Raw genomic sequence first — 22,154 nt, forward strand, 5'->3', positions numbered from 1 at the left:
AACGCGGCAATGCAGCCGGGGAGTTACGGAGGTGCGTGGTGCTGCCAGCTCGGGGACAGAACGGCCGGGATACCCGCATCCCCGCCAAGCCGGTCTCGCGCGGGCGGGCGCTGTGCAGACGCGTCATCGGCATGCACACCGCCTGGGACACGGTCGGTGACGGCGAGTTCTTCTGTCCGGCCTGCGGCGGCGACCGCAACTACCAGCGGCTCACCGGACGGCGCCGCTTCGTCCTGCTCGGCCTGCCCGTCGTGCCGCGCGGCTCCCGGGGCCCGGTCATCCAGTGCGCCGCCTGCCAGGACCTGTTCGACCCCGACGTCCTCGACCACCCCACCACCACCCGGCTCTCCGCGATGCTCCGCGACGCCGTGCACACGATCGTCCTCGCGGTCCTCACCACCGGCGGCACCGCCTCGCGCACCACCCTGGACACGGCCGTCGCCGCGCTGCACGGCGCGGGGTACGACGACTGCACCGAGGAGCAGCTCGTCGCCCTCGTCGAGGCGCTCGCCACGGACGCCGGGCGCGCCACCGAGCCCGACTGCGCCCCCGGCCTCGCCATCGAACTCCACGAGGCCCTCGGCCCGCTGGCCCCGCACCTCGCCCCCGCCGGCCGCGAGGCCCTGCTCCTCAAGGGCGCCCGCATCGCCCTCGCCGACGGCCCGTACACGACCGCCGAGCGGGACGTGCTCACCACGGCGGGCTGCGCGCTGACGATCTGCTCGCAGGACGTGACCCGCCTCCTCGCGACGGCGCGGACGCCTTCCTGAGGTACTGCGGCAGGAGTAACTTCCGGCCACCGGCCTCCCCGGGCCGTAGCCCCCAACTCGCCCCCCGGTCCGACGGATTCGCCTCCGCCCGCCGCAAGGGTTGACGCAGAACACGTCATCCCTGCCGAAGGAGGCCCGCGATGGGGGCCGCACAGACCACTGCCGCGTCACCACGGCGACGGCGCGCCGTGCCCTGGGTGTTCCTGGGACTGTGGATCGTCGTGCTCGCGGTCGCCTCGCCCTTCGCGGCGAAACTGGCCGACGTGCAGCAGGACCGGGCCGTCGACTACCTGCCGGCCGGCGCCGGATCCACCGAGGTCGCCAGGATCCAGGAGCAGTTGCCGGGCGGCGGGGCCACCGAGCTGGTGCTCGTCTACCACCGCGACGGCGGGCTCACCGCGGCCGACCGGGAGAGGGCGGGGGAACAGGTCGCCGGGGTGGCGCAGGGCCACCGGCTGGTCGCCGAGCCCGAGGCCGTGCCGTCGAAGGACGGCACCACCCTCATGTACCCGGTCGCCACCACCGAACCGGGGCAGGACGAGGACAAGCGGGACGCCCTCGTCGACGACGTGCGGGACACCGCCACGGGAGAGGGCGGCCTGACCGTCGAGGTCGGCGGGCCCGGCGCCCTCGGCACCGACGCGAGCGAGGTCTACAACTCGCTCGGCGGCCCCCTGCTTTACACCACCGCCGCGGTCGTCGCCCTGCTGCTGATCGTCATCTACCGCAGCCCCTTCCTGTGGCTCGTGCCGCTCGCCGTCGCGGGCGTCGCGGACTACCTCGCGATGGGCGTCGCGTACGGCCTGCACCAGGCCTTCGGGACCTCCGTCACCGGGCAGAGCTCGGGCATCATGACCATCCTCGTGTTCGGCGCGGGCACCGACTACGCACTGCTGCTCGTCTCCCGGTACCGGGAGGAGCTGCGCGGGACCGAGCGCCCCCACGACGCGATGGCCGCCGCCCTGCGCGGCTGCGGGCCCGCCGTCCTCGCCTCCTCGGGGACCGTCGCCGCCGGGCTGCTCTGCCTGCTCGCCGCCGACCTCAACAGCAGCCGGGGCATGGGGCCGCTCGGCACGGTCGGCGTGCTGTGCGCGCTCGCGACGATGCTGACGCTGCTGCCCGCCGTGCTCGTCCTGCTCGGCCGCCGGGTGTTCTGGCCGCTCGTGCCCGCCTTCGGCAGCGCGGTCCGGCAGCGGCGCGGCCTCTTCGCCGCGATGGGGAGTTCGGCGGGGCGCAGGCCGCTGACCGTGCTCGCGGGCGGCGCCGTGCTGCTCGGCGCGCTGGCTCTGGGGGCGCTGAACCTGCCGGGCGCGCTCAAGCAGGAGGACTCCTTCACCCGAACCCCGGAATCCGTGGCCGCCATGAAGACCCTCGCCGCCGCCTATCCCGAGCGGAGCACCCAGCCCATCAGCGTCATGACCCCGGCCGACCGGTCCGGCGCCTTCCTCGCACGGATACGGGACACCGACGGCGTCGACGGCGCGGCGCGCGGCCGTACCGGCGGCGGCTGGACCGAGATCTCCGTGACCGCCACGGACGCGCCCGAGTCCGCGGGGGAGACCCGGACCATCGAGGCGCTGCGGGACGGGCTCGACGGCGCGTACGTGGGCGGCCCCGCCGCACAGCAGCTCGACCTGAAGGACACCAACGCCCGGGACCGGAACATCGTGGTGCCGCTCGTCCTCGGCGCCGTCCTGCTGGTCCTCGTCGCCCTGCTGCGCAGTCTCGTCGCGCCGCTGCTGCTGCTCGCCGCGGTCGTCGCGGTGTGGGGCGCCTCGCTCGGCGTCGCGGGCCTCGTCCTCGAACCGCTCTTCGGGTTCGAGGGCACCGATCCGGGGCTCGGCCTGCTCTCCTTCGTCTTCCTCGTCGCGCTCGGCGTGGACTACGGGATCTTCCTGATGCACCGGATGCGCGAGGAGTGCCTGAACGGGTCCGAACCGGGCGCCGCCGCCCTCACCGCGCTGCGCACCACCGGCGGCGTCATCGCCTCGGCGGGGCTCGTCCTCGCCGCGACGTTCGCCGTACTCACCAGCATGCCGCTCGTCCAACTCGTCGAACTGGGCTTCGTCATCGGCGTCGGCGTCCTGCTCGACACCTTCCTGGTCCGCACGTACCTGGTCACGAGCGCCAGTGTGGCGCTCGGCAGGAAGGTGTGGTGGCCGGGGCCGCTGTCCCGGCCCGCCGCCGCGGACACGCCGCCCGCCCACGAGGCGGCGCCGGTCCGGGTCCCCTCGCCTTGAGCCGGTCCCCCGGGGCGCACTCCCTCTCCCGGAGGGGCGCCCGCGTGCCGGAAGATGGAGCGGTGGAATTACCTGTCGCGGTCCGGGGCACGGCCTCGGGAGCCGCCGCCCGCCGCAACCTCGTCGAGCGCGTCCTCGGCCCCGCGGCCCCCGACGAACGGCTGCGCACCGACGCCCTGTTCGCCCTGGCCATGGCCACGAGCTCCGTCGTGGTCGTGCAGGTCGTACGGGACAACGGCGACCCGCCCGGGGTGCTCGGCTGGGCGCTGCTGCTCGCCGCGCACACGGTCATCGTCTGGCGGCGCCGTGCGCCGATGCGCGTCATGACCGCCCTGATGGTCATCCTGCTGACCTACCACTCCCTGGACGCCAACCACACCGCCCCCATGGCGGTGTCGATGGCCGCGCTGTTCACCGTGGCCTCACGGTGCCGTCCCCGGAACACCGTCCTCGTCGGCGCCGCGGTCATGGGCATCATGCTCGGCCTGAAGTTCCACGAGGGGATGGCGCAGGGCGCCGAGTCGCTGCGCATCTCCGGCTGGATCGTGGCCTTCCTGCTGATCGGCGTGTACGTGCGCATCCACCGTCAGTACGTCACGTCCGTGGTGGAGCGGGCCGAGCGCGCCGAGCGCACCCGCGAGGAGGAGGCGCGCCGCCGCGTCGCCGAGGAGCGGCTGCGGGTCGCCCGGGACCTGCACGACCTGCTCGCGCACAGCATCACCCTGGTGGGCGTCCAGACCTCCGTCGCCGCGCACGTGCTGACCGCCGACCCGGACCGGCTCGACCGTGCGGCCGTCGCCAAGGCGCTCGACGACGTCGCCGAGACCTGCCGCAGCGCCCGCGGTGAACTCCGCGCCACCCTCCAGGTGTTGAGGTCCGGCACGGAGGACGAGGCCAGAGGGCCGCTGCCGGGCCTCGACGGTCTGCCCGACCTCGCCGACGCGGCCCGCACGGCGGGCGCCCGGGTGGAGCTCACGGTCGCGGAGTGCGAGGCGCCGCCCGCCGTGGGCGCGGCGGCCTACCGCATCGTGCAGGAGGCGCTCACCAACGTCGTGCGGCACGCGGGCCCCGGCATCACCGTACGGGTGTCGGTCGGCACGGCGGACGCGGCGCTGTGCGTGCGGGTGGTCGACGACGGGAGCGGCGACTCCTCCCAAGAGGCCGACCAAACACCGGGGTTCGGGCTCCTCGGGATGCGGGAGCGGGCCCGTACGGTCGGCGGCACCCTGGACGCGGGGCCGCGCCCCGAAGGGGGTTTCATGGTGTCGGCGGTGCTGCCCCTCGCGCCCCTGTCCCTGGGAGGTCTGTCATGACGGTTCACCGCTCGGGAGGGCCGCTCGCGAGACCGGCCGGAACGGCCTGTCGCCGGGGAGGGCCGCGATGACCATCCGGGTGCTGCTCGCCGACGACCAGACGCTGGTGCGCGCGGCGTTCGCGATGCTCGTCGACTCGGCGCCCGACATGGAGGTCGTGGGGCAGGCGGGCACGGGGCGCTCCGCGGTCGAGCTGGCCCGCTCCGCGCGCGCGGACCTCGTCGTGATGGACATCCGCATGCCCGACCTCGACGGCATCGAGGCGACCCGGCTGCTCGCGGCGGACGAGGACCTGGCGGGCGTGAAGGTCCTGATGCTGACGACGTACGACACGGACGAGCACGTCCTCGACGCGCTGCGGGCGGGCGCGTCCGGCTTCCTGATCAAGGACACCAGGCCCGCCGAACTCCTCGACGCCATCCGTACGGTGGCGGCGGGTGACGCGCTCCTCTCGCCCGGTCCCACGGCCCGTCTCATCGCCCGGGTGCTGCGGACGCCGGACGCCGGGCTGCCCGTCACGGGCGGGCCCGAGGGGCTCTCGGAGCGGGAGCGGCAGGTCCTGCGGCTCGTCGCACGGGGCCTGAACAACCAGGAGATCGCCGACACGCTCGGGCTGAGTCCGCTGACCGCGAAGACCCACGTGAGCCGCATCATGGGGAAGCTGAGCGCCCGGGACCGGGCCCAACTGGTCATCATGGCCTACGAGTCGGGGCTCGTCGCACCCGGTTCGGTGGCGGCGCCCTGAGGGGGGAGGGCCCTGAGAGGCTCAGGTGCCCAGGGCGACGGTGGCCGCGACGGCCGGGACGAAGGCGCCGCCAAGCCGGAGGTGCTCGGCGACACCAGCGTCAAGTGACGGCGCGCGGCGTGCGGGTCAGAGCAGGCCCGCCGCCGCCAGGTGCCTGCCCACCCGCTCCGTCTCCGCGCGGGACAGCGGGATCTGCGGCTCCGCCGTGGCGGGGCAGTCGATCACCCCGCGCAGGTGCAGCGCCGCCTTGAACGCGCCGAGCGCCGAGGAGCTCCCGCCCATCCGGGCGGGGTCCCCGGCCGTGACCATGCCGAACAGGCCGCACAGCCGCTCCTGTTCGGCCCGCGCCCCCGCCCGGTCCCCCGCCACACCGGCGCGGTAGAGACGCGCGTACCCCTCGGGGTCCACGTTTCCCAGGCCGGGCACGATGCCGTCCGCGCCCATCGCGAGGGCCGAGTCGGCCGTCACCTCGGACCCCGTGAGCACGCTGAACTCCGCGAGCCCCGGCGCCGACCGCTTGCCGAGGACGACCTCGCGGAAGGCGCCCTCGTCGCCGCTGGAGTCCTTCAGCCCCGCGAGCACGCCCTCCTCGGCCAGGCGCAGGACCAGCTCCGCGCCCAGCTTGCTGTGCACCGACGCCGGAATGTCGTACGCGAGGACCGGCACCGGGCAGTCCCGGGCGACCAGCCGGAAGTGGCGGTCCATCTCGGCCGGATGGGTCCGCGTGTAGAAGGGCGCGGTGACCACCGTCGCGTCCACGCCCGCGCCGGCGAGGGCGCGCACGTGGTCGAGGACGCGCGGCGTGGTCATATCGATCGCCCCGGCCAGGACGGGCAGTTGACCGGCCACGTGCCGGACGACCGTGTCGACGACGACCGCGCGCTGCCGGTCCGTCAGGTAGGCGGCCTCGGAGGTCGAGCCGAGCACGAACAGGCCGTCGACGCCGCCCGCGACCAGATGGTCGACGAGCCTGACGAGCGAGGGTGTGTCCACCTCGCGGTCCGGTGTCAGCGGGGTGCAGACGGGCGGGACGACACCGGTCAGCGGGGCGGGTACGGGCATGGCTGCTCCCTGGGGGTGGGGGCCGTGGCGGCGGCCTGGGTGACGAGGTCGTGGGTCGACTCTCCCTCGTCCACGGGGTGAAAGCAGCGGAACAGGTGACCCGCGCCCGCCGGCCGGGCCTCGGGCATGGCGGTGGCGCACGCCTCGTCCGCCTTCCAGCAGCGGGTGCGGAACGGGCAGCCGCTCGGCGGCCGGGTCGCCGACGGCACGGGCCCCGCCAGCGGGATCGGGTCGATGGGGTCGAGCAGGCCGGGCGTGGCGGAGAACAGGGCGCGGGTGTACGGGTGACGGGCGCGGTCCAGGATCTCCCGGGCCGGTGCCTCCTCGACGATCCGGCCGAGGTACATCGTCACGACGCGGTCGCTCATCCTGCGCACGGTCTGGATGTCGTGGGAGACGAACACCAGGGCCAGGCCCAGGCGTTCCTTCAGGTCGAGGAGGAGGTTGAGGATCTGGGCGCGCACCGACACGTCGAGGGCGCTCGTCGGTTCGTCGGCGACGATCAGGTCCGGTTCCAGCGCGAGCGCGCGGGCGATGGCGACGCGCTGGCGCTGCCCGCCGGACAGCTGCCCCGGCAGCCCGTCCGCCAGGGCCTTCGGCAGGCCGACCAGGGCCATCAACTCCCTTACGCGCGCGTCGCGTTGCGCCGGGGTGCCGCGGCGGTGCACGTCCAGGGGATCCCGCAGTATCCGGCTGACCGGCAGCCTGCGGTTCAGGGCGGTCGAGGGGTCCTGGAAGATCATGCCGGTGTGCGTGCCGATGGAGCTCCGCCGTTCGGCGGGCCTCATCTCCCAGAGGTCGCGGGCGCGGAACGAGACGGTGCCGCCGGTGGGGCGCTGGGCGCCCACGAGGACCTTCGCCAGGGTCGACTTGCCGCAGCCGGACTCGCCGACGATGCCGACGGTTTCGCCGGGGGCGACCTCAAGGGTGGCGTCGGTGAGGGCGTACACGTGGTCCCGGGAGAAGAGGCCGCCCGAGCGGGCCCTGTGGACCACGTGCACCTCGTCCAACCGCACGATGGGCGTGGTCATGTCGGCTCACTCTCCGTCGTGGCTGGGCGCGCGGTTCCCCGCACCCCTGACGGCGCCCCCGCGGGGCGCACCGCCGGGTGGTGGCAGGCGACGGAGTGCTCGGGGGCGCCCGTGAGCTCCGGCGCCGTCACCCGGCACGTCCCGTCCGCCAGCGGGCAGCGGTCCGCGAATCTGCAGCCCGCGGGGAAGTCCGCGGGGGACGGCACCACGCCCTTGATCTGGGTGAGGCGCTGGGCCGCCGATTCCAGGGAGAGGACCGAGCCGAGCAGGCCCCGCGTGTAGTGGTGCGCGGGGGATTCCACCAGGTCCGCCGTCACGCCCGTCTCGACGATCTGGCCGCCGTACATCACCACAACCCGGTCGGTGACGTCGGCGACCAGCGCCAGGTCGTGCGAGACGAGGATCAGCGCGAAGCCGAGCTCCTCGCGCAGCCCGAGGAGGAGTTGGATGATCTGTGCCTGCACGGTGACGTCGAGCGCGGTGGTCGGCTCGTCGGCGACGATCAGCTTCGGGTCGCGGGAGAGGGCCATCGCGATCAGGACGCGCTGGCGCTGGCCGCCGGAGAGTTCGTGCGGGTAGCTGCGCAGGGTGCGTGCCGGGTCGAGGCCGACCAGTTCGAGGAGTTCGGCCGCCGTGCGGCGGCCGCCTCTGCGGACGACCTGCCCCAGCTGGGAGCGGACCGTCATGGCGGGATTCAGGGAGGACAGGGCGTCCTGGTAGATCATCGCCATGTCGTGGCCGAGCAGGCGGCGCCGGGCGCGCATCGGCAGGCCGACGAGTTCCTGCCCGTCGAAGGTGACGCGGCCGCCGACCTCGGCGCCCCGGGGCGCGAGACCCATCACCGTCAGCGCGGTCAGCGACTTGCCGCAGCCCGACTCGCCGACCAGGCCGAGGACTTCACCCGGCCGTACGTCGAAGCTGATCCCGTCGACGATGTCCACGCCCCCGTGCCGCTGCGGGAAGGAGAGGGTGAGGCGGTCGACGCGGAGGACCGGGTCGCCGGCGGGCAGGGGGCGGGCGCGGGTGCGGAGCCGGTGGGCGGCCTCCGTGAGGCCGGGCAGTTCGAGGACCTGGCCGCTGCCGGGCTCGGGGGCCTCCAGGCGGTCCTCCGCACGGGCCGCCCCCGTGGTGTCCCGGGTGGAGGGCGCCGCCCACGCGTCCGACACGCCCTCGGAGAGGATGTTCAGGGCGAGGACGGTGAGCAGCATGAGCAGTCCGGGGAAGACCGTCGCCCACCAGCCGCCGATCAGGACCATGTTCTTGCCGTCGGCGATGACGCTGCCCCAGGACGGGTCGGGCGGCCGTACGCCCGCGCCGATGAAGGAGAGCGACGCCTCGAAGACGATGGCCTCGGCGACCTGCACCGTGCAGAAGACGAGGATGGGCGCGGCGCAGTTCACGGCGACGTGCCGGATCAGGATGTGCGGGGTGCGGGCGCCGATGACGTGCTCGGCGACCACGTAGTCCTCGCCGTACTGGTCGAGCACGTTGGCCCGTACGACGCGGGCGATGGGCGGCGTGAACAGGAAGGCGATGGCGCAGATCAGCACGAGGATGCCGCCGCCGAAGACCGCGACGAGCACGGCGGCGAGGGCGATCCCGGGGAAGGCCATGACGACGTCCAGGCAGCGCATCAGCGTCTCGTCGACGGCCTTGCGGGAGGTCGCCGCGACCGCGCCGGTCACGGCGCCGACGACGAGGGCGAGCAGGGTGGCGCCGAGCCCGATCGCCAGCGACCAGCGCGCCCCGTACATCAGCCGGCTGAGGATGTCGCGGCCCAGGCTGTCCTGGCCCATCCAGTGGCCGGCGGAGGGGTGGCCCGTGCCGTCGGCCTGGGGCTGCTGGTCGAGCGGGTCGTGCGGGGCGAGGAGCGGCGCGAACAGCGCCACCAGGACGACGAGTCCGACGACGCCGACCGCGATCTTGGAGAGCGTGGGCAGCTTGCGCAGGGAGCGCAGCCGGATGCCGGGTACGGAGAGGCGCTCGGTCAGCGATCCGCGGGGGGCGAGCATCAGACGGACCCCCTCAGGCGCGGGTTGACCAGGAGGTGGAGGACGTCGATGACGAGGTTCACGACGACGAAGCCGACGGCGGTCGTGATGACGACGCCCTGCACGACGGCCGGGTCGCCGTTCTTCACGGCGTCGATCATCAGCTTGCCCATGCCGGGCAGCGAGAAGATCGTCTCGATGACCACCGCGCCGCCCAGCAGGTAGCCGACGCGCAGCCCGAGCACGGTGAGCGGATTGATGAGGGCGTTGCGCAGGACGTTGCGGCCCACGACCACCACCGGCGGCAGCCCGCAGCCGATCGCGGTCCGCACGTAGTCCTTGTCGAGCTCCTCGACCACGGCCGTGCGGATGATGCGGGTGAGGCCCGCCGCCACCGGCAGGGAGAGGGCGAGGGCGGGCAGCGTCATGGTCCTGAGCCAGCCGGTGAAGGAGTCGGCGGGGTTGATGTAGCCGCCGGTCGGGAACCAGCCGAGGTCCACCGCCAGGTACTGGATCATCAGCAGGGCCAGCCAGAAGCCGGGCGCCGCGACCCCGGTCAGGGAGACGACGCGGATCAGCTGGTCCGGCAGCCGGTCGCGGTGGATGGCGGCGGTGACGCCGAGGGTGAGGGAGAGCGCCACGGCGATGCCCAGGCCCAGGAAGGTGAGCTGCACGGTGAGCGGCAGGGCGGTGGTGACCTGGTCGACGACGGGGGAGCGGTTGAGGACGCTGATGCCCATGTCGCCGTGGAGGAGGTCCCCCACGAAGGCGATGTAGCGCACGGGCAGCGGATCGAGGAGCCCGTTGTCCGCACGGAACTGGTGCAGTTGCTCGGGCGTGGGGTTGGCGCCCTGGAAGAACGCGGACGCCGGGTCGACGTCGGAGAAGCGCATCACGAGGAAGACGAAGAGGACGATGCCGAGCAGCAGCGGAACGAGCAGGGCGACGCGGCGGGCCAGGATGCGGAGGACTGCGGTCACGGCACGGGACTCCTGAACTGTCCGGGAGTCAGGCCCACTTGGCCTGCATCAGGTTGATCCCCGGATAGGGCTGGGCCCTGACTCCGGTGATCTTCTTCGGGTCCCAGGCGGTCATGAGTTCGTTGTGGACCACCGGGTAGAGCACGGCTTGTTCGGCGATGACGTCGAGGTACTCCTGGACCATGGCCTTCTTGCGGCCCGCCTCCGGCTCGCGGGTGGCCTGGTCCATGTCCTTGAAGAGCTTCTTGGCGACCGGGTCGCCGGCCCAGCGCGCGTAGCCCATCCACAGGTTCTCGGGGCCGTAGTTGTAGTGCATGATCAGGTCGGCGTCGAGCCCGAACTGGTTGGGGTTGGAGGCGGCCGCGACGATCTGGAAGTCCTTCCTCTGGTCCAGTTTGGTGAAGACCGCGGTGGTCTCCTGCGGGTCGAGGGTGACCTCGACGCCGAGCTTCTCCCAGCCGTCCTTGACGGTCGGCAGGCAGTCGACGATCCAACTCACGTTGACGGCCATGAGGTTGACGCTCAGCTTGCCGACCCCGGCCTCCTTCAGGAGCTTGCGCGCCTTCGCCAGGTCGTATCCGTACACGGTCCTCGCGGGCCGGTAGGAGGGGTTGGCCTCGTTGAGGAAGGAGGTCGACGCCTTGCCGTGGCCGCGCAGGGCGGCCTCGATCATCTTGTCGCGGTCGATGGCGTAGTGCAGGGCCTGGCGGACGCGGACGTCGTCGAACGGCTTGTGCGCGGTGTTGAAGAGCAGGAAGAGGTTGTTCATCCCGGCGCCGCCCTCGACGCTCATCCCGCCCCTCTTGAGCCGCTCGATGTTGGCGTACGGGATGTTGTCGGCGATCTCCGCGTCGGCACTGCCTCCGGAGATCTTCGCGACGCGCGGCGCGGCGTCCACGATGGTCAGCCAGTTCATCTTCTTGAAGGCCGCCTTGCGCGGGCCGTTGTAGCCGTCGAAGGCCTCGAAGGTCGTGTTCGACTTCGGGTGGTGCGCGACCTGCCTGTACGGTCCCGAGCCCACCGCCTTCCCCTTGGTCGCCTCGTCCCAGGCGCCGGGCTTCCCGAACACGTGCTTCGGCATGATCTTGGCGAGGGAGAGGCGGGCGGCCCCGTCGGGGAAGGGGAACTTCAGGACCAGCTCGACGGAGGTCGCGCCGGTCTTCCTGACCTCCTTGAGCCAGCTCGCGAAGAAGCCCTTGGCGAGGGTCTGGGTCTTCGGATCGAGGATCCGGTCGAAGACGAAGACCACGTCGTCGGCGGTGACGGGCTTGCCGTCGTGCCAGGTGGCCCCCGGGCGCAGGGTGAACTTCCACGTCGTCGCCTTCAGGTCGGCGGGGATCTCGGTGGCGAGCGCGGCGTACGGCTCCCGGGTGATCGGATCGGCCCCGAGGAGCCCCTCGTAGATGTGCTCGTTGCCCGCCATCGCGAAGGCCGACGCGGTCTGGGTCGGATCCCAGCTGCCGTCGTTGCCGTACCCGATGACGGCCGTGAGCGTGGAGCCGGCGCCCTGGCCGCCGCCCCCGGTCTCGTTGGTGGACTCGGGCCCCGAGGAGCAGGCGGAGAGCGCGGGCGTGACGACGGTGGCGGCGCCCAGGGCGCCGGAGTATCTGAGGAAGGAGCGGCGGTCCGGCGGGATGGCGCGGTGCAGGGCCGCGGAGGGCAGATCGGTCACTGTGTCTCCCTTGCCTACCTAAGAGGTCCCACGTCCTACGTCATGGGTGGCGTGGCGACGATAGGAGGGGCGGGAGGGCCGGTCAAGGTCCCCGGCACGGGCTCGCCGGAGCGGTGGGCCGGGTGGGGGAGCGGGGGACAACTCGGGTGTGCGGGAAGGCTTTTCGGGGCACGGGGTGGCGCGGGCGCCGCGGGACGGCCCACGGCGGCGGGGCCGGCGCGGGCTACGGGCGGGGCGTGCCGTCGTGCACGACGGGACCCGGATCGCGTGCCAGGGCCACCGTGAGGGCCCGGAAGATGCGTACCTCCGGGTTGTCCTCGTCCGCCCGCACCGCGAGGTAGCTGCTCTCCCACGGGGCGTCGAGGACCGGTACGAAGGTGGCGCCCGGCCAGGCGTAGTAGCGGGCGAAGGATTCGAGGCCCGAGCCCGCGGCCCGGCCGGTGACCACGCCGGTCAGCACCTCCTGCGGCGTCACCGCGAAGTCCGTGCTGCGGTGGCGGGCCTCGTCGCCGAAGTAGAGGTAGTCGGTGAAGGAGCGCGGGGTGTGGCCGGGGACGCGGAAGAACGGCAGGCCCGCGATGTCCGCGACCGTCGCGCCGGTGAGCCGGGCCGCCGCCAGCGGGGAGCGGTCGGGCACGACCACGATGCGCCGCTCCGTCGTCAGGACGTCCGCCGACACCCGCTCGTCGTCGGGCCCCGGCCGTACGAAGGCGACGTCGACCCGGTCCTCCGTCAGCGCCGTCACATGTTCGGTGAAGTCCAGCTGGGTGATCTCCACCCGGACGTCGGGCCGCGCGCGGCGGTAGGCGTTGATCGCGGCCGGGGTCAGCTCCGCCGAACCGTGGCCCATGATGCCCACCCGCAGCGGCCGGTCCGCCGCGCCGGTGCGCGGGTGGGTCACCTCGGCCAGGTCGTCGAGGGCCGCGTTCGACGCGGCCAGCAGGAGGCGCGCGTGGCCGGTCAGGCGCACGCCCGCGGGGGTGGGCACGACGGGGCTCGCGCTCCGGTCGACGAGAGTGGTGCCGAGGTCCGTCTCCAGGCGGCGCACGTGCTGGGTGACGGCGGGCGGCGAGAGGAAGAGCCGGGCCGCAGCCCGGCCGAAGTGGCCCTCTTCCACGACCGCGAGGAACGACGACAGAAGTCGCAGATCGAGCGGCGCGGAAGACATGTCTCCCAGCGTAGACCCGGAGGTCACGGGGGTGCGCGGGGTCTTCACGAATCATGAACGCAGGCGGCGCGCGGGCTTGCGGCCCGCTTACAACTGGCCGTCATGAGCATCACCACGCAGACCCCGGGGCGCCCCGGAACCGCCCCGCCCGCCGCCCCGCGCGGACCCGGACACGGCGTGCGGGCGGCCTGGATCATGACCGCCTCCGGCTGGAGCGCCAACCAGTTCTCCGCGCTGCTCGGCGCCTACCGCTCCGAACTCGGCCTCTCCGAGTCCGCCGTCACCGGGCTCTTCGCGCTGTACGTCGTGGGACTCGTCCCCGGCCTCCTCATCGGCGGCCCGCTCGCCGACCGGGCCGGACGCAGGCCGGTCGCGCTGACGGCACTCGCGCTGAACCTGCTGTCCACGGGGGTGCTGATGCTGGGCGCGGAGGCCACGGGGTGGCTGTGGGCCGGAAGGTTCCTGACGGGGATCAGCGCGGGGGCGCTCCTCGCGGCGGGCAGCGCGTGGATCAAGGAGCTGTCGTCGCCTCCCCACGCGGCCGCGGGCCCCGCGGCGTCGCGCCGGGCGGGCCTCTACGTCTCGGCGGGCTTCGCCTTCGGCGGCCTCGTGGCGGCGCTGATCGCCCGCTGGGCGGCGGCGCCGATGGTCACGGCGTACGTACCGCACGTGCTGCTGGCCGCGGGGGCGGGCCTCGCCGCGCTGAGCGCACCGGAGACGGTGAGGCGGCACGGCGGAGACCGCGGTCACGACGGCGGCACCGGAGCCCCGACCGGCACCGGGCCCCGGTTCCGTCGCGCGATCCTGCCCGTGGCTCCCTGGGTCTTCGCCGCGCCGAGCATCGGTTTCGCGACGCTGCCCGGGCTCGTGCACGGCGGGCTCGTCTACGCCGGGGTGGCCACCGCCGTCGTGCCCGGGGCGGGGCTGCTCGTGCAGCCGGCGGCGCGGCGGGTGGCGCGGCGCCACCGGCTCGCCACCGCCGTCGTCGGGCTGCTCGTCGTCGCCGTCGGGTTCGGCGCGGCCGCTCTCGCGGTGCGGGAGGTCAGCCCCGTGCTCGGCCTCGCCGCCGCCGCGGTCCTCGGCGCGGGGTACGGCTTCGTGCTGACGTACGGCCTCACGGAGGTCACCGCCCTGGCGCCGCCGCACCGCCTGGCCCGGCTCACCGCGTACTTCTGGACGGCCGCCTACGTGGGCATGCTCGCCCCGTACGCCGTGTCGCTCCTGTCCGGCGTGGCGCCGCCGCCGGTCCTGTTCACCGCGGCCGCCGCCCTCGCGGTCCTCTCCTGCGCCCTCTTGACCGGTCTCGCGAAGCGGGCACCCGCGCCCCGGTCCTCGCCGGCTTTGTATGGTCGGCGGGCGCCATCCACCGAAAGCGGCACCTGCGAGAGGCACCACCATGACCACCGAGCTGAGCCCCGACACCCAGGCCCTGGCCGGGCTGCTTGAGCAGGCCCGGAAGGAGTACGACGAACTCGCGGGGCGCGGCCTCGCCCTCGACCTGACCCGGGGCAAGCCCGCGCCGGAACAGCTCGACCTCAGCGAGGACCTGCTGAGCCTGCCCGGTGGGCGGCACACGGCCGCCGACGGGACGGACGTGCGCAACTACGGCGGGCTCCAGGGGCTGCCCGAGCTCCGCGAGATCTTCGCGGAGCTGCTCCAGGTGCCCGTGGGGCAGCTCCTCGCGCTCGGCAACTCCAGCCTGGAGCTCATGCACGACTGCCTCGTGCACGCCCTGCTCGGCGTGGTGCCCGGCGCCGCGTCGCGCTGGGCGGACCAGGAGCGGATCGCGTTCCTGTGCCCCGTGCCCGGCTACGACCGGCACTTCGCGCTCTGCCAGCGCTTCGGCATCGACATGATCCCCGTGCCGATGACGGCCGACGGCCCGGACATGGCCGAGGTGGAGCGGATCGCCGCGGAGGACCCCGCGGTCAAGGGCATCTGGTGCGTGCCGAAGTACAGCAACCCGGACGGCGTCGTCTACAGCGACGAGACCGTGGCGCGGCTCGCCGCGATGCCCACCGCCGCGCCCGATTTCCGGATCTTCTGGGACAACGCGTACGCCGTCCACCACCTCACCGACGAGCCCGCCGAGATCGCCGACCTGCTCGCCGCCTGCGCCGCGGCCGGGCACGAGGACCGGGCGTTCGTCTTCGGCTCCACCTCGAAGATCACCGCGGCGGGTGCGGGCGTCGCGTTCTTCGGCTCCTCGCCCGCCAACGTGAAGTGGCTGCTCGCGGCCAACCAGAAGCGGTCGATCGGCCCCGACAAGATCAACCAGCTGCGGCACGTGATGTTCCTGAAGGACGCGGAGGGTGTGCGGGCGCACATGGAGCGCCAGCGTGCGCTGCTGCAGCCCAAGTTCGAGACGGTCGCCCGGATCCTCGGCGCGGAGCTGGGCGGCACGGGTCTGGCCACGTGGACCTCGCCCAAGGGCGGTTACTTCGTGACCCTCCGGGTTCCGGACGGCTGCGCCGAGGAGGTCGTGCGTCTCGCTGCCGCGGTGGGGATCGTGTTGACGCCGGCCGGGGCGACGCATCCGTACGGTGACGATCCTCGGGACGGCGTTATTCGTATCGCGCCCAGTTACCCGGGGCTCGAGGAGCTGGAGCAGGCGATCGAGGGGCTGACGGTGTGTGTTCGGCTCGCGGGGTACGAGCGGCAGGCCCAGCTCGCCCGCTGAGTCCGTCCGGAGGTGGGCGGGGACCTGTGCGGGTCGGTCGTGGCTGGTCGCGCAGTTCCTCGCGTCCCTGGGGTGGACCCCGTGTTTGGCCCGTGCGGGTCGGGCGTGGCTGGTCGCGCAGTTCCTCGCGCCCCCTATCGGGGCTGGTCGCGTACTTTCTCGCGCCCGCTGCCTGGGGTGGTTGCGCAGTTCCCCGCGCCCCTGCCGGGGCTCTCGGAGCGTTCCAGGAAGGGGGTGAGCAAGCCCGGTACCGTGCGGTCCGCGAACGTGAGGGCCTCCGGTTCGGCTACGTCGTACGCCGCGTAAGCCTGCGCGCCCGCTGACGTCGTCGCGCTCAGGGTCACCAGGCCCGCCCGGCGTTGCAGCACGGACTGCTTGACGGTCCAGCCGATCACCCCGCCCCGGCGCAGGGCCACCGTCGAGCGACGCAGCGTGCCGGAGCGCACCACGAGGTAGTCGCCGTCGAGCGCGTGCCCCAGGCTGCGGTACGCGTCGTACGCGAGCGCCACCGCGAGGGGGGTCAGGAGCGCTGCGGTCCCGGCTCCCCAGTAGATCAGCACCGGCACGTCAAGGAGCGCGCCGAGCAGGGCCAGGACGAGCGCGGGCGTCAGCGCCGCCGACACCGCCCAGCGGATCCGCCGCGACCGTGCCGCCCGCGGATGCGGCGTGAGCCGCGCGGCGGTGGGCGTCACCGGCTCCCGCAGCACGCGCGCCGCCACCTCACCGGCGAGCGCGCGCGGCGCGGCGGGCAGCAGGGTGCTCGGGCCCGCCTGGTCCTCCTCGTCGCGGCGGGAGAGGCCCGTGGCGACCGCGTCCACGCGGGCCGCCCCGGACAGCCGCAGGCCGAGCGGCTCCACCACGTCGACGCCGCGCAGCCTGGCCTCCTCCAGGGAGACCGAACGGGTCGTGAAGAGCCCGCGCCGCACCCGCAGCGTGCCGCCGGGCTCCCGTTCGAGGCGGTAGCCCCACCACATCTCCACCCACAGCCCCAGAGCCCCCACCGACCCGGCAGCGAGCGCCCCCGCGGTCAGCGCGAGGACCATGCCCGCGACCGACATCCCGCGAAAGGCGTCACCCACCTGCTCGATGACCTCTTCCTGCACCCCGAACCACTCGCTGACCTGCATCACCGCCCCGCCCACCGCGGCCGCGAGCGCCGAGGTGACGAAGGACAGCGGGGCGTAACGGATCCAGCGGAGATCGAGCGCGGCGATCGTGCCCTCGGCGGCGGAGACGTCGCCGGAGGCCGTGCGGCGCAGCAGCTCGCGCCGCAGCCGTTCGCCCTCCGCCCTGCGCACGGCGCGGAGTTCGAGCGTGGCCTCCTGGCCCGCGCTCTGCTCACCGGTGCCGATGCGGACCTCGACCAGGCCGAGGACGCGCAGCAGCGGATGGGCGACGAGGTCGACGGAGCGTATGCGTTCCCTGCTGAGGGAGCGGTGCTTGGCGAAGAGGATGCCGCTGCGCAGCTCGGCGCGGACGGGCCCGATGCGGTAGCGGCTGTGCCGCAGCCGCAGCGCGTCGATGCCCACGCCGCTCGCGATCAGCAGCAGGCTCAGGCCCACGGCCCAGGCGATCACGGGCCCCATGGCCACCCAGCCCTGGAAGCTGAGCGTCACCGGCAGGCCGACGGCGGTCACCACGCCGCCGGTCATCTGAACGGTGACGAGCAGCGAACGCCGGTCGAGCCGCCGCCAGTCGTGCTCCTCGGCGGCCTCCGCGAGCCCGCTCACGTCGCGTCGCCCGGTGTCGCCTGGGTGACCAGGGCGAGCCGCTCGGCCAGTTCGGCCGCGGTCGCGTGGTCGAGGCCCTTGATCTTGAGGGCGCCCTTGGCGGACGCCGTGGTGACCGTGACGGTGGAGAGCCCGAAGACGCGCTGGACGGGCCCGCGCGTCGTGTCGACGGTCTGCAGCCGCGACATCGGCGCGATCCGGCCCTCGGTCCAGAAGAAGCCGGTCCGTACGTACACCGCGTGGTCGGTGACCTCCCAGCGGTGCACCTCGTACCACCACAGCGGCAGCAGCACCCCGGCGAGCAGACCGCCCGCCGCGAGCACCGCGGCGGGCAGCAGCAGCCAGAACCTGGCCGGCGCGATGAGCGCCCCGAGCAGGCCGAGGAGCGCGACCGGGGCGGCGGCCGTCAGCAGCAGCTGGGTGCGCCACCAGGCGACGGCACGGCGGTCCAGGGGATGGCGCGGCGGCCGCAGCCGCACGCCGGTCCCCTCGTCCGCCGCTGCTCTCCCGGCTCCTTGGTCAACAAGCATGAGACGAAAGGTACTTGGTTGCCCGAGATGCCTGCTCACCGGCTGTAGTCGGACTCGGCCGAGCGTCGACCGCGTCCGGTGCGCGGTGCCGCGTCCGGTGCGCGGTGCCGCGTCCGGTGCTCAGCGCCGCGTCCGGTGCTCAGTGCTGCTGCGGCTTCTGCGGCGTCGCCTCGCTCGGCCGCACGATGACGTGCCCCTCGCCCTCCAGCTTCAGCTGGACCGCCTCGCCCGAGCCGCCGCGGATCATCGACCCGATGGACTGCGAACGGTGCAGGGACGTGCTGAGGTGGGCGGTCCAGCCGACCACCGCGTCCGTGTCGACGTACACGGGCTGCTGTGGCGAGACGGGGATCACCAGCGGGCTGCCCTCACACATCAGCCCCAGCTGCCCCGCCCCCGTGAACACGCTGTTGAACAGCCCGCCGCCGGTGACCCCCGCGCCCTTCACGGTCTTGATCTCGTACGAGAGGGTCGCGTCGAAACAGAGGACATTGCGGCCGTTGACCGTGAGGACGTCGCCCGGCTCGACGTCGACGATGAAGCAGTTCTGCGCCTCGTGCGCGAACCAGGCCTCGCCCTGGCCGCGCACGGCCATCAACGGCAGCCCCTCCCCGGTCATGGCGCGCTTGAGCATGCCGCCCACGCCCTGCCCCTTGCGCTCGAACTGCAGGTTGCCCCGGTAGGCGATCATCGCCCCCTGCCGGGCGAACATCTCGCCGTTCACCGCGTACTTCACGGACTTGGCGTTCTGCAGGGTCATGCCGGGGGCGTGGGCCGGCTGGGCCATGTGCTCGCTGGAGAACAGATCACTCTTCATGCCCACATCTTGGGCTACGGCCTCGCGCGGGGGAAGCGGTTCCGTGGCTCCCGGACCCCGGCGACGAAGGTGTGCCAGGCGGGGGCGCCGAGCAGAAGGGTGGGGCTCTGCGACCCGATCTTGCTGTCCCGCACGGGAACGATTCCGGGCACGTTGTCGGCGACCTCGACGCACTCGCCGCTGTCGCCGCCGCTGTAGCTGCTCTTGCGCCAGTGGGCAGTGCTCAGGTCGTACTCGCGCATTGTCTGTAGTCCTCCGCCGCGGATCTGATCAGGTCCAGGGATGCCGCCGGTGACATTGCGGTGGCCCTGAGCTGATCGTATGCCGCCTGCATCTGCTTCACCATGACCGGTTCGTCCAGCAGATTTCCCGAAAGGACGCCTTCTGTATAGGCAGTTGGCGGGGCGTCATCGAACTCCATGAGCTTCAGCATCTTGCCCATCCCGGGGTACGCACCGGCCGAGAACGGCAATACCTGCACCATGGCCCGGCGCTCGTGGACCATGGCGATGATGTGGTCCAGCTGGTCGATCATCACCTCGGCGCTGCCGACCGGCGTGCACAGGGTGGCTTCGTGGAGGATCACCCAATACACGGGCCGTGTAGCGTCCCGGAGGATGGATGCGCGGTCCATGCGGGCCCTGACCCGCTCCTCGACGTATTCGTCGGTGGCGAACGGGTGGCTGGCCAGGAACACCGCGCGGGCGTAATCCGGCGTCTGCAACAGCCCCGGGACCACCGCCGGGGCGAAGTCGCAGATTTCCGTGGCCAGCCCTTCAAGCTCCGCCACGTGCGCGAAGTACTCCGCATAGCGGGTCTCTTTGATCAGCTTCCGGCACATCCGCTCGAAAAAGCCGTCGGTTTGTAGGGCCTCATCGATCCGTTCCGCCACATCCAACTGCGGTTTACGAATTGCCTGTTCGAACTGGCCGATGTATCCACCGGAGACGAAGACCCTCGTACCCAGCACGGACTGGCTCAGGCCCGCGTCCTCCCGGCGTCGTTTCAGCTCCGCTCCGAAGAACTCCCACGCCGCCTGCCGTGAACCATTGGCCATGGCCAACCGCCTTCCACTGCCCCGCAGTTGTAGAGGACAGAGTCCTGCCGAGTGTAGGTGCAGTGCGTCACCGTATGTGCGGGAAGAGTGAAATCCGGAGGCGAAGGGGAGCCACGTGAAGGCGGATGGAAAGCATCACGCAGCGGCATGTATCGAACATGCGGAGGAAACCGTGAAGGAATTGCGCGACGCACTCGGTCAGGCGGGAATTACGTTGCCGTCGTTGGGGATCGATCCGGCGACGCTCGCCAGGGAGACGCCCTGTCCGCGCATCGAATTGGGCGGGTGTTCCGCCGACGTCGCGGCCCGGCTCGCCGCCGCCCTGAGGAGGGCGGGATGAACCTCGACCTGCCCGTCGGGGCGTACGTGGTCGACACCCGCAGCGGCCAGGTCGGCCGGGTCATGGGGCACGAGGGGCCGTACGTCCAGCTGCGCCCCTACGGCGGGGGCCGGGAATGGGACTGCGCCCCGGAGGCCGTCCGCACGGCGACCACCGCGGAGCGGCTGCGCGCGGCGACGGCGTACGCGAACGCCAGGAGCCGGGGAGAGGTGCCTTGACGTTCAGCCGTACCAGGTGATGTTGCAGCCCTCCGGGGCGGGCGGGACGGGTCTTCGTACGCTACCGCCCCGGCGGAGGAGGTACAGGGCATACGCGGCGAACCGGGGCCTCCATGGGCACCTGGGCCCGCTGCCCGCCAGGCATACGCGAGAATGGCCCCATGAGTCTGTTCCGCGACGACGGCATCGTGCTGCGCACCCAGAAGCTGGGTGAGGCGGACCGGATCATCACGTTGCTCACGCGCAGTCACGGGCGGGTACGGGCCGTGGCGCGCGGGGTGCGGCGGACCAAGTCCAAGTTCGGGGCGCGGCTGGAGCCCTTCTCCCACGTCGACGTGCAGTTCTTCGCGCGGGGGAGCGAGCTGATCGGGCGGGGGCTGCCGCTCTGCACGCAGAGTGAGACGATCGCTCCGTACGGTGGCGGGATCGTCACGGACTACGCGCGGTACACGGCCGGGACGGCCATGCTGGAGACCGCCGAGCGGTTCACCGACCACGAGGGCGAGCCGGCGGTGCAGCAGTATCTGCTGCTCGTCGGCGCGCTGCGCGTCCTGGCCCGCGGGGAGCACGAGCCCCACCTCGTGCTCGACGCGTTCCTGCTGCGCTCCCTCGCCGTGAACGGCTACGCGCCGAGCTTCAACGACTGCGCGAAGTGCGGCATGCCCGGCCCGAACCGGTTCTTCTCGGTCGCGGCGGGCGGCTCGGTCTGCGTCGACTGCCGGGTGCCCGGCAGTGTCGTCCCGTCGGCGGAGACGCTCACGCTGCTCGGCGCGCTGCTCACCGGCGACTGGGAGACGGCGGACGCCTGCGAGGCGCGGCACGCCAGGGAGGGGAGCGGGCTTGTTTCCGCCTATCTGCACTGGCATCTGGAGCGCGGCCTGCGCTCCTTGAGGTACGTAGAGAAGAGCACGTGAGTTCGTCGCGTGCGGTGAACAGCTAGGTAGGAGAGAGCCCCCCATGGCACGACGCGGAATCCTCGGACGGTCCCGCCGCGAGTACGCGCTTCCCGAGCCCCACCCGTCGGGCGCGCGGCCGCCGAAGATCCCCGGTGAGCTCGTCCCGCAGCACGTGGCGATCGTCATGGACGGCAACGGACGCTGGGCGAAGGACCGCGGCCTGCCGCGCACCGAGGGCCACAAGGTCGGTGCGGAGCGCGTCCTCGACGTGCTGCAGGGGAGCATCGAGATGGGCGTGGGCGCGATCTCGCTGTACGCCTTCTCCACGGAGAACTGGAAGCGTTCTCCGGAGGAGGTGAAGTTCCTGATGAACTTCAACCGCGACTTCATCCGCAAGACCCGCGACCAGCTGGACGATCTCGGGGTGCGGGTGCGCTGGGTGGGCCGGATGCCCAAGCTGTGGAAGTCGGTCGCCAGGGAGCTGGAGATCTCCCAGGAGCAGACCAAGGACAACGACAGGCTCACCCTGAACTTCTGCATGAACTACGGCGGCCGCGCCGAGATCGCGGACGCGGCGCAGGCCCTCGCCGAGGACGTGAAGGCGGGCCGGCTCAACCCGGCCAAGGTCAACGAGAAGACCTTCGCGAAGTACCTGTACTACCCGGACATGCCGGACGTCGACCTCTTCCTGCGCCCGAGCGGCGAGCAGCGCACGTCCAACTACCTGATCTGGCAGAGCGCCTACGCCGAGATGGTCTTCCAGGACGTCCTGTGGCCGGACTTCGACCGGCGCGACCTGTGGCGGGCCTGTCTCGAATACGCCGGGCGCGACCGGCGCTTCGGCGGCGCGATCCCCAACGAGGAGCAGATCGCGAACAGTTGATCAGGGGGTGTGGGGGTACGGGGTACCCCCA

Annotated in this window: 21 protein-coding genes; 10 read left to right on the top strand and 11 right to left on the bottom strand. The window is 72.7% G+C overall.

The window, feature by feature from the left end:
* Positions 1-38 precede the first annotated feature (38 nt).
* The 4 genes from ACZ69I_RS02025 (at position 39) to ACZ69I_RS02040 (ending at position 5,068) form a co-directional block, all read left to right on the top strand.
* Positions 39-770 carry a TerB family tellurite resistance protein gene (locus tag ACZ69I_RS02025; RefSeq protein WP_467670787.1) on the top strand — a complete coding sequence of 244 codons (732 nt, stop codon included), beginning with the start codon at positions 39-41 and terminating at the stop codon, positions 768-770.
* Positions 771-910: 140 nt separating this feature from the next.
* Complete coding sequence (locus ACZ69I_RS02030; RefSeq protein WP_470830079.1) at positions 911-3,010, top strand: MMPL family transporter; 2,100 nt, start codon at positions 911-913, stop codon at positions 3,008-3,010.
* Between the two features lie 62 nt (positions 3,011-3,072).
* On the top strand, positions 3,073-4,323 hold the full coding sequence (locus tag ACZ69I_RS02035) for a sensor histidine kinase (protein ID WP_467669019.1): 1,251 nt from the start codon (positions 3,073-3,075) through the stop codon (positions 4,321-4,323).
* Between the two features lie 67 nt (positions 4,324-4,390).
* Positions 4,391-5,068 (top strand): response regulator transcription factor, encoded by a 678-nt coding sequence (locus ACZ69I_RS02040; RefSeq protein WP_470830080.1) that lies wholly within the window; start codon positions 4,391-4,393, stop codon positions 5,066-5,068.
* A gap of 126 nt (positions 5,069-5,194) precedes the next feature.
* Here ACZ69I_RS02040 and ACZ69I_RS02045 read toward each other — a convergent pair whose 3' ends face one another.
* The 6 genes from ACZ69I_RS02045 to ACZ69I_RS02070 all read right to left on the bottom strand — a co-directional run bounded on the left by ACZ69I_RS02045 (position 5,195) and on the right by ACZ69I_RS02070 (position 12,972).
* Positions 5,195-6,130 (bottom strand): dihydrodipicolinate synthase family protein, encoded by a 936-nt coding sequence (locus ACZ69I_RS02045; RefSeq protein ID WP_470830081.1) that lies wholly within the window; start codon positions 6,128-6,130, stop codon positions 5,195-5,197.
* Positions 6,109-7,161 (bottom strand): oligopeptide/dipeptide ABC transporter ATP-binding protein, encoded by a 1,053-nt coding sequence (locus ACZ69I_RS02050; RefSeq protein ID WP_470830083.1) that lies wholly within the window; start codon positions 7,159-7,161, stop codon positions 6,109-6,111. Before ACZ69I_RS02050 ends, ACZ69I_RS02045 begins: the two co-directional genes overlap by 22 nt.
* Complete coding sequence (locus ACZ69I_RS02055; protein ID WP_470830084.1) at positions 7,158-9,173, bottom strand: dipeptide/oligopeptide/nickel ABC transporter permease/ATP-binding protein; 2,016 nt, start codon at positions 9,171-9,173, stop codon at positions 7,158-7,160. Before ACZ69I_RS02055 ends, ACZ69I_RS02050 begins: the two co-directional genes overlap by 4 nt.
* Positions 9,173-10,132 carry an ABC transporter permease gene (locus ACZ69I_RS02060; protein ID WP_470830085.1) on the bottom strand — a complete coding sequence of 320 codons (960 nt, stop codon included), beginning with the start codon at positions 10,130-10,132 and terminating at the stop codon, positions 9,173-9,175. Before ACZ69I_RS02060 ends, ACZ69I_RS02055 begins: the two co-directional genes overlap by 1 nt.
* Positions 10,133-10,160: 28 nt before the next feature.
* Positions 10,161-11,804, bottom strand: a complete 1,644-nt coding sequence (locus ACZ69I_RS02065; RefSeq protein ID WP_470830087.1) for an ABC transporter substrate-binding protein — start codon at positions 11,802-11,804, stop codon at positions 10,161-10,163.
* A 223-nt stretch (positions 11,805-12,027) separates the two neighbouring features.
* Positions 12,028-12,972, bottom strand: coding sequence for a LysR family transcriptional regulator (locus ACZ69I_RS02070; protein ID WP_467669006.1), 945 nt, complete (start codon positions 12,970-12,972; stop codon positions 12,028-12,030).
* Positions 12,973-13,074: 102 nt separating this feature from the next.
* Here ACZ69I_RS02070 and ACZ69I_RS02075 point away from each other — a divergent pair, with 102 nt between their 5' ends.
* Both ACZ69I_RS02075 and ACZ69I_RS02080 read left to right on the top strand, forming a co-directional pair.
* Complete coding sequence (locus ACZ69I_RS02075; RefSeq protein WP_470830089.1) at positions 13,075-14,418, top strand: MFS transporter; 1,344 nt, start codon at positions 13,075-13,077, stop codon at positions 14,416-14,418.
* Complete coding sequence (locus ACZ69I_RS02080) at positions 14,369-15,652, top strand: aspartate aminotransferase type Ic (protein ID WP_470830091.1); 1,284 nt, start codon at positions 14,369-14,371, stop codon at positions 15,650-15,652. The genes ACZ69I_RS02075 and ACZ69I_RS02080 overlap by 50 nt, the downstream gene beginning before the upstream one ends.
* A gap of 134 nt (positions 15,653-15,786) precedes the next feature.
* On the opposite strand, the gene ACZ69I_RS02085 is transcribed toward ACZ69I_RS02080, so the two are convergent.
* The 5 genes from ACZ69I_RS02085 to ACZ69I_RS02105 form a co-directional block, all read right to left on the bottom strand.
* Positions 15,787-17,382 carry a PH domain-containing protein gene (locus ACZ69I_RS02085; protein WP_470830092.1) on the bottom strand — a complete coding sequence of 532 codons (1,596 nt, stop codon included), beginning with the start codon at positions 17,380-17,382 and terminating at the stop codon, positions 15,787-15,789.
* On the bottom strand, positions 17,379-17,912 hold the full coding sequence (locus ACZ69I_RS02090; protein ID WP_470830094.1) for a PH domain-containing protein: 534 nt from the start codon (positions 17,910-17,912) through the stop codon (positions 17,379-17,381). The genes ACZ69I_RS02085 and ACZ69I_RS02090 overlap by 4 nt, the downstream gene beginning before the upstream one ends.
* A gap of 139 nt (positions 17,913-18,051) precedes the next feature.
* On the bottom strand, positions 18,052-18,729 hold the full coding sequence (locus ACZ69I_RS02095) for an AIM24 family protein (protein ID WP_467668995.1): 678 nt from the start codon (positions 18,727-18,729) through the stop codon (positions 18,052-18,054).
* 14 nt (positions 18,730-18,743) lie between these two features.
* On the bottom strand, positions 18,744-18,971 hold the full coding sequence (locus ACZ69I_RS02100) for a DUF397 domain-containing protein (protein ID WP_470830096.1): 228 nt from the start codon (positions 18,969-18,971) through the stop codon (positions 18,744-18,746).
* Positions 18,953-19,786, bottom strand: a complete 834-nt coding sequence (locus ACZ69I_RS02105; RefSeq protein WP_467668991.1) for a helix-turn-helix domain-containing protein — start codon at positions 19,784-19,786, stop codon at positions 18,953-18,955. The genes ACZ69I_RS02100 and ACZ69I_RS02105 overlap by 19 nt, the downstream gene beginning before the upstream one ends.
* 115 nt (positions 19,787-19,901) lie before the next feature.
* On the opposite strand from ACZ69I_RS02105, the gene ACZ69I_RS02110 reads away from it, so the two are divergent.
* The 4 genes from ACZ69I_RS02110 (at position 19,902) to ACZ69I_RS02125 (ending at position 22,123) form a co-directional block, all read left to right on the top strand.
* Positions 19,902-20,126 (top strand): hypothetical protein, encoded by a 225-nt coding sequence (locus ACZ69I_RS02110; RefSeq protein ID WP_467668989.1) that lies wholly within the window; start codon positions 19,902-19,904, stop codon positions 20,124-20,126.
* Positions 20,123-20,344 carry a hypothetical protein gene (locus ACZ69I_RS02115; RefSeq protein ID WP_389714529.1) on the top strand — a complete coding sequence of 74 codons (222 nt, stop codon included), beginning with the start codon at positions 20,123-20,125 and terminating at the stop codon, positions 20,342-20,344. The genes ACZ69I_RS02110 and ACZ69I_RS02115 overlap by 4 nt, the downstream gene beginning before the upstream one ends.
* Positions 20,345-20,505: 161 nt before the next feature.
* Complete coding sequence (gene recO, locus ACZ69I_RS02120) at positions 20,506-21,258, top strand: DNA repair protein RecO (RefSeq protein WP_467668986.1); 753 nt, start codon at positions 20,506-20,508, stop codon at positions 21,256-21,258.
* Between the two features lie 43 nt (positions 21,259-21,301).
* Positions 21,302-22,123 (top strand): isoprenyl transferase, encoded by an 822-nt coding sequence (locus ACZ69I_RS02125; protein ID WP_467668985.1) that lies wholly within the window; start codon positions 21,302-21,304, stop codon positions 22,121-22,123.
* Positions 22,124-22,154 lie beyond the last annotated feature (31 nt).

This window comes from Streptomyces sp. NPDC036815 (assembly GCF_055609205.1).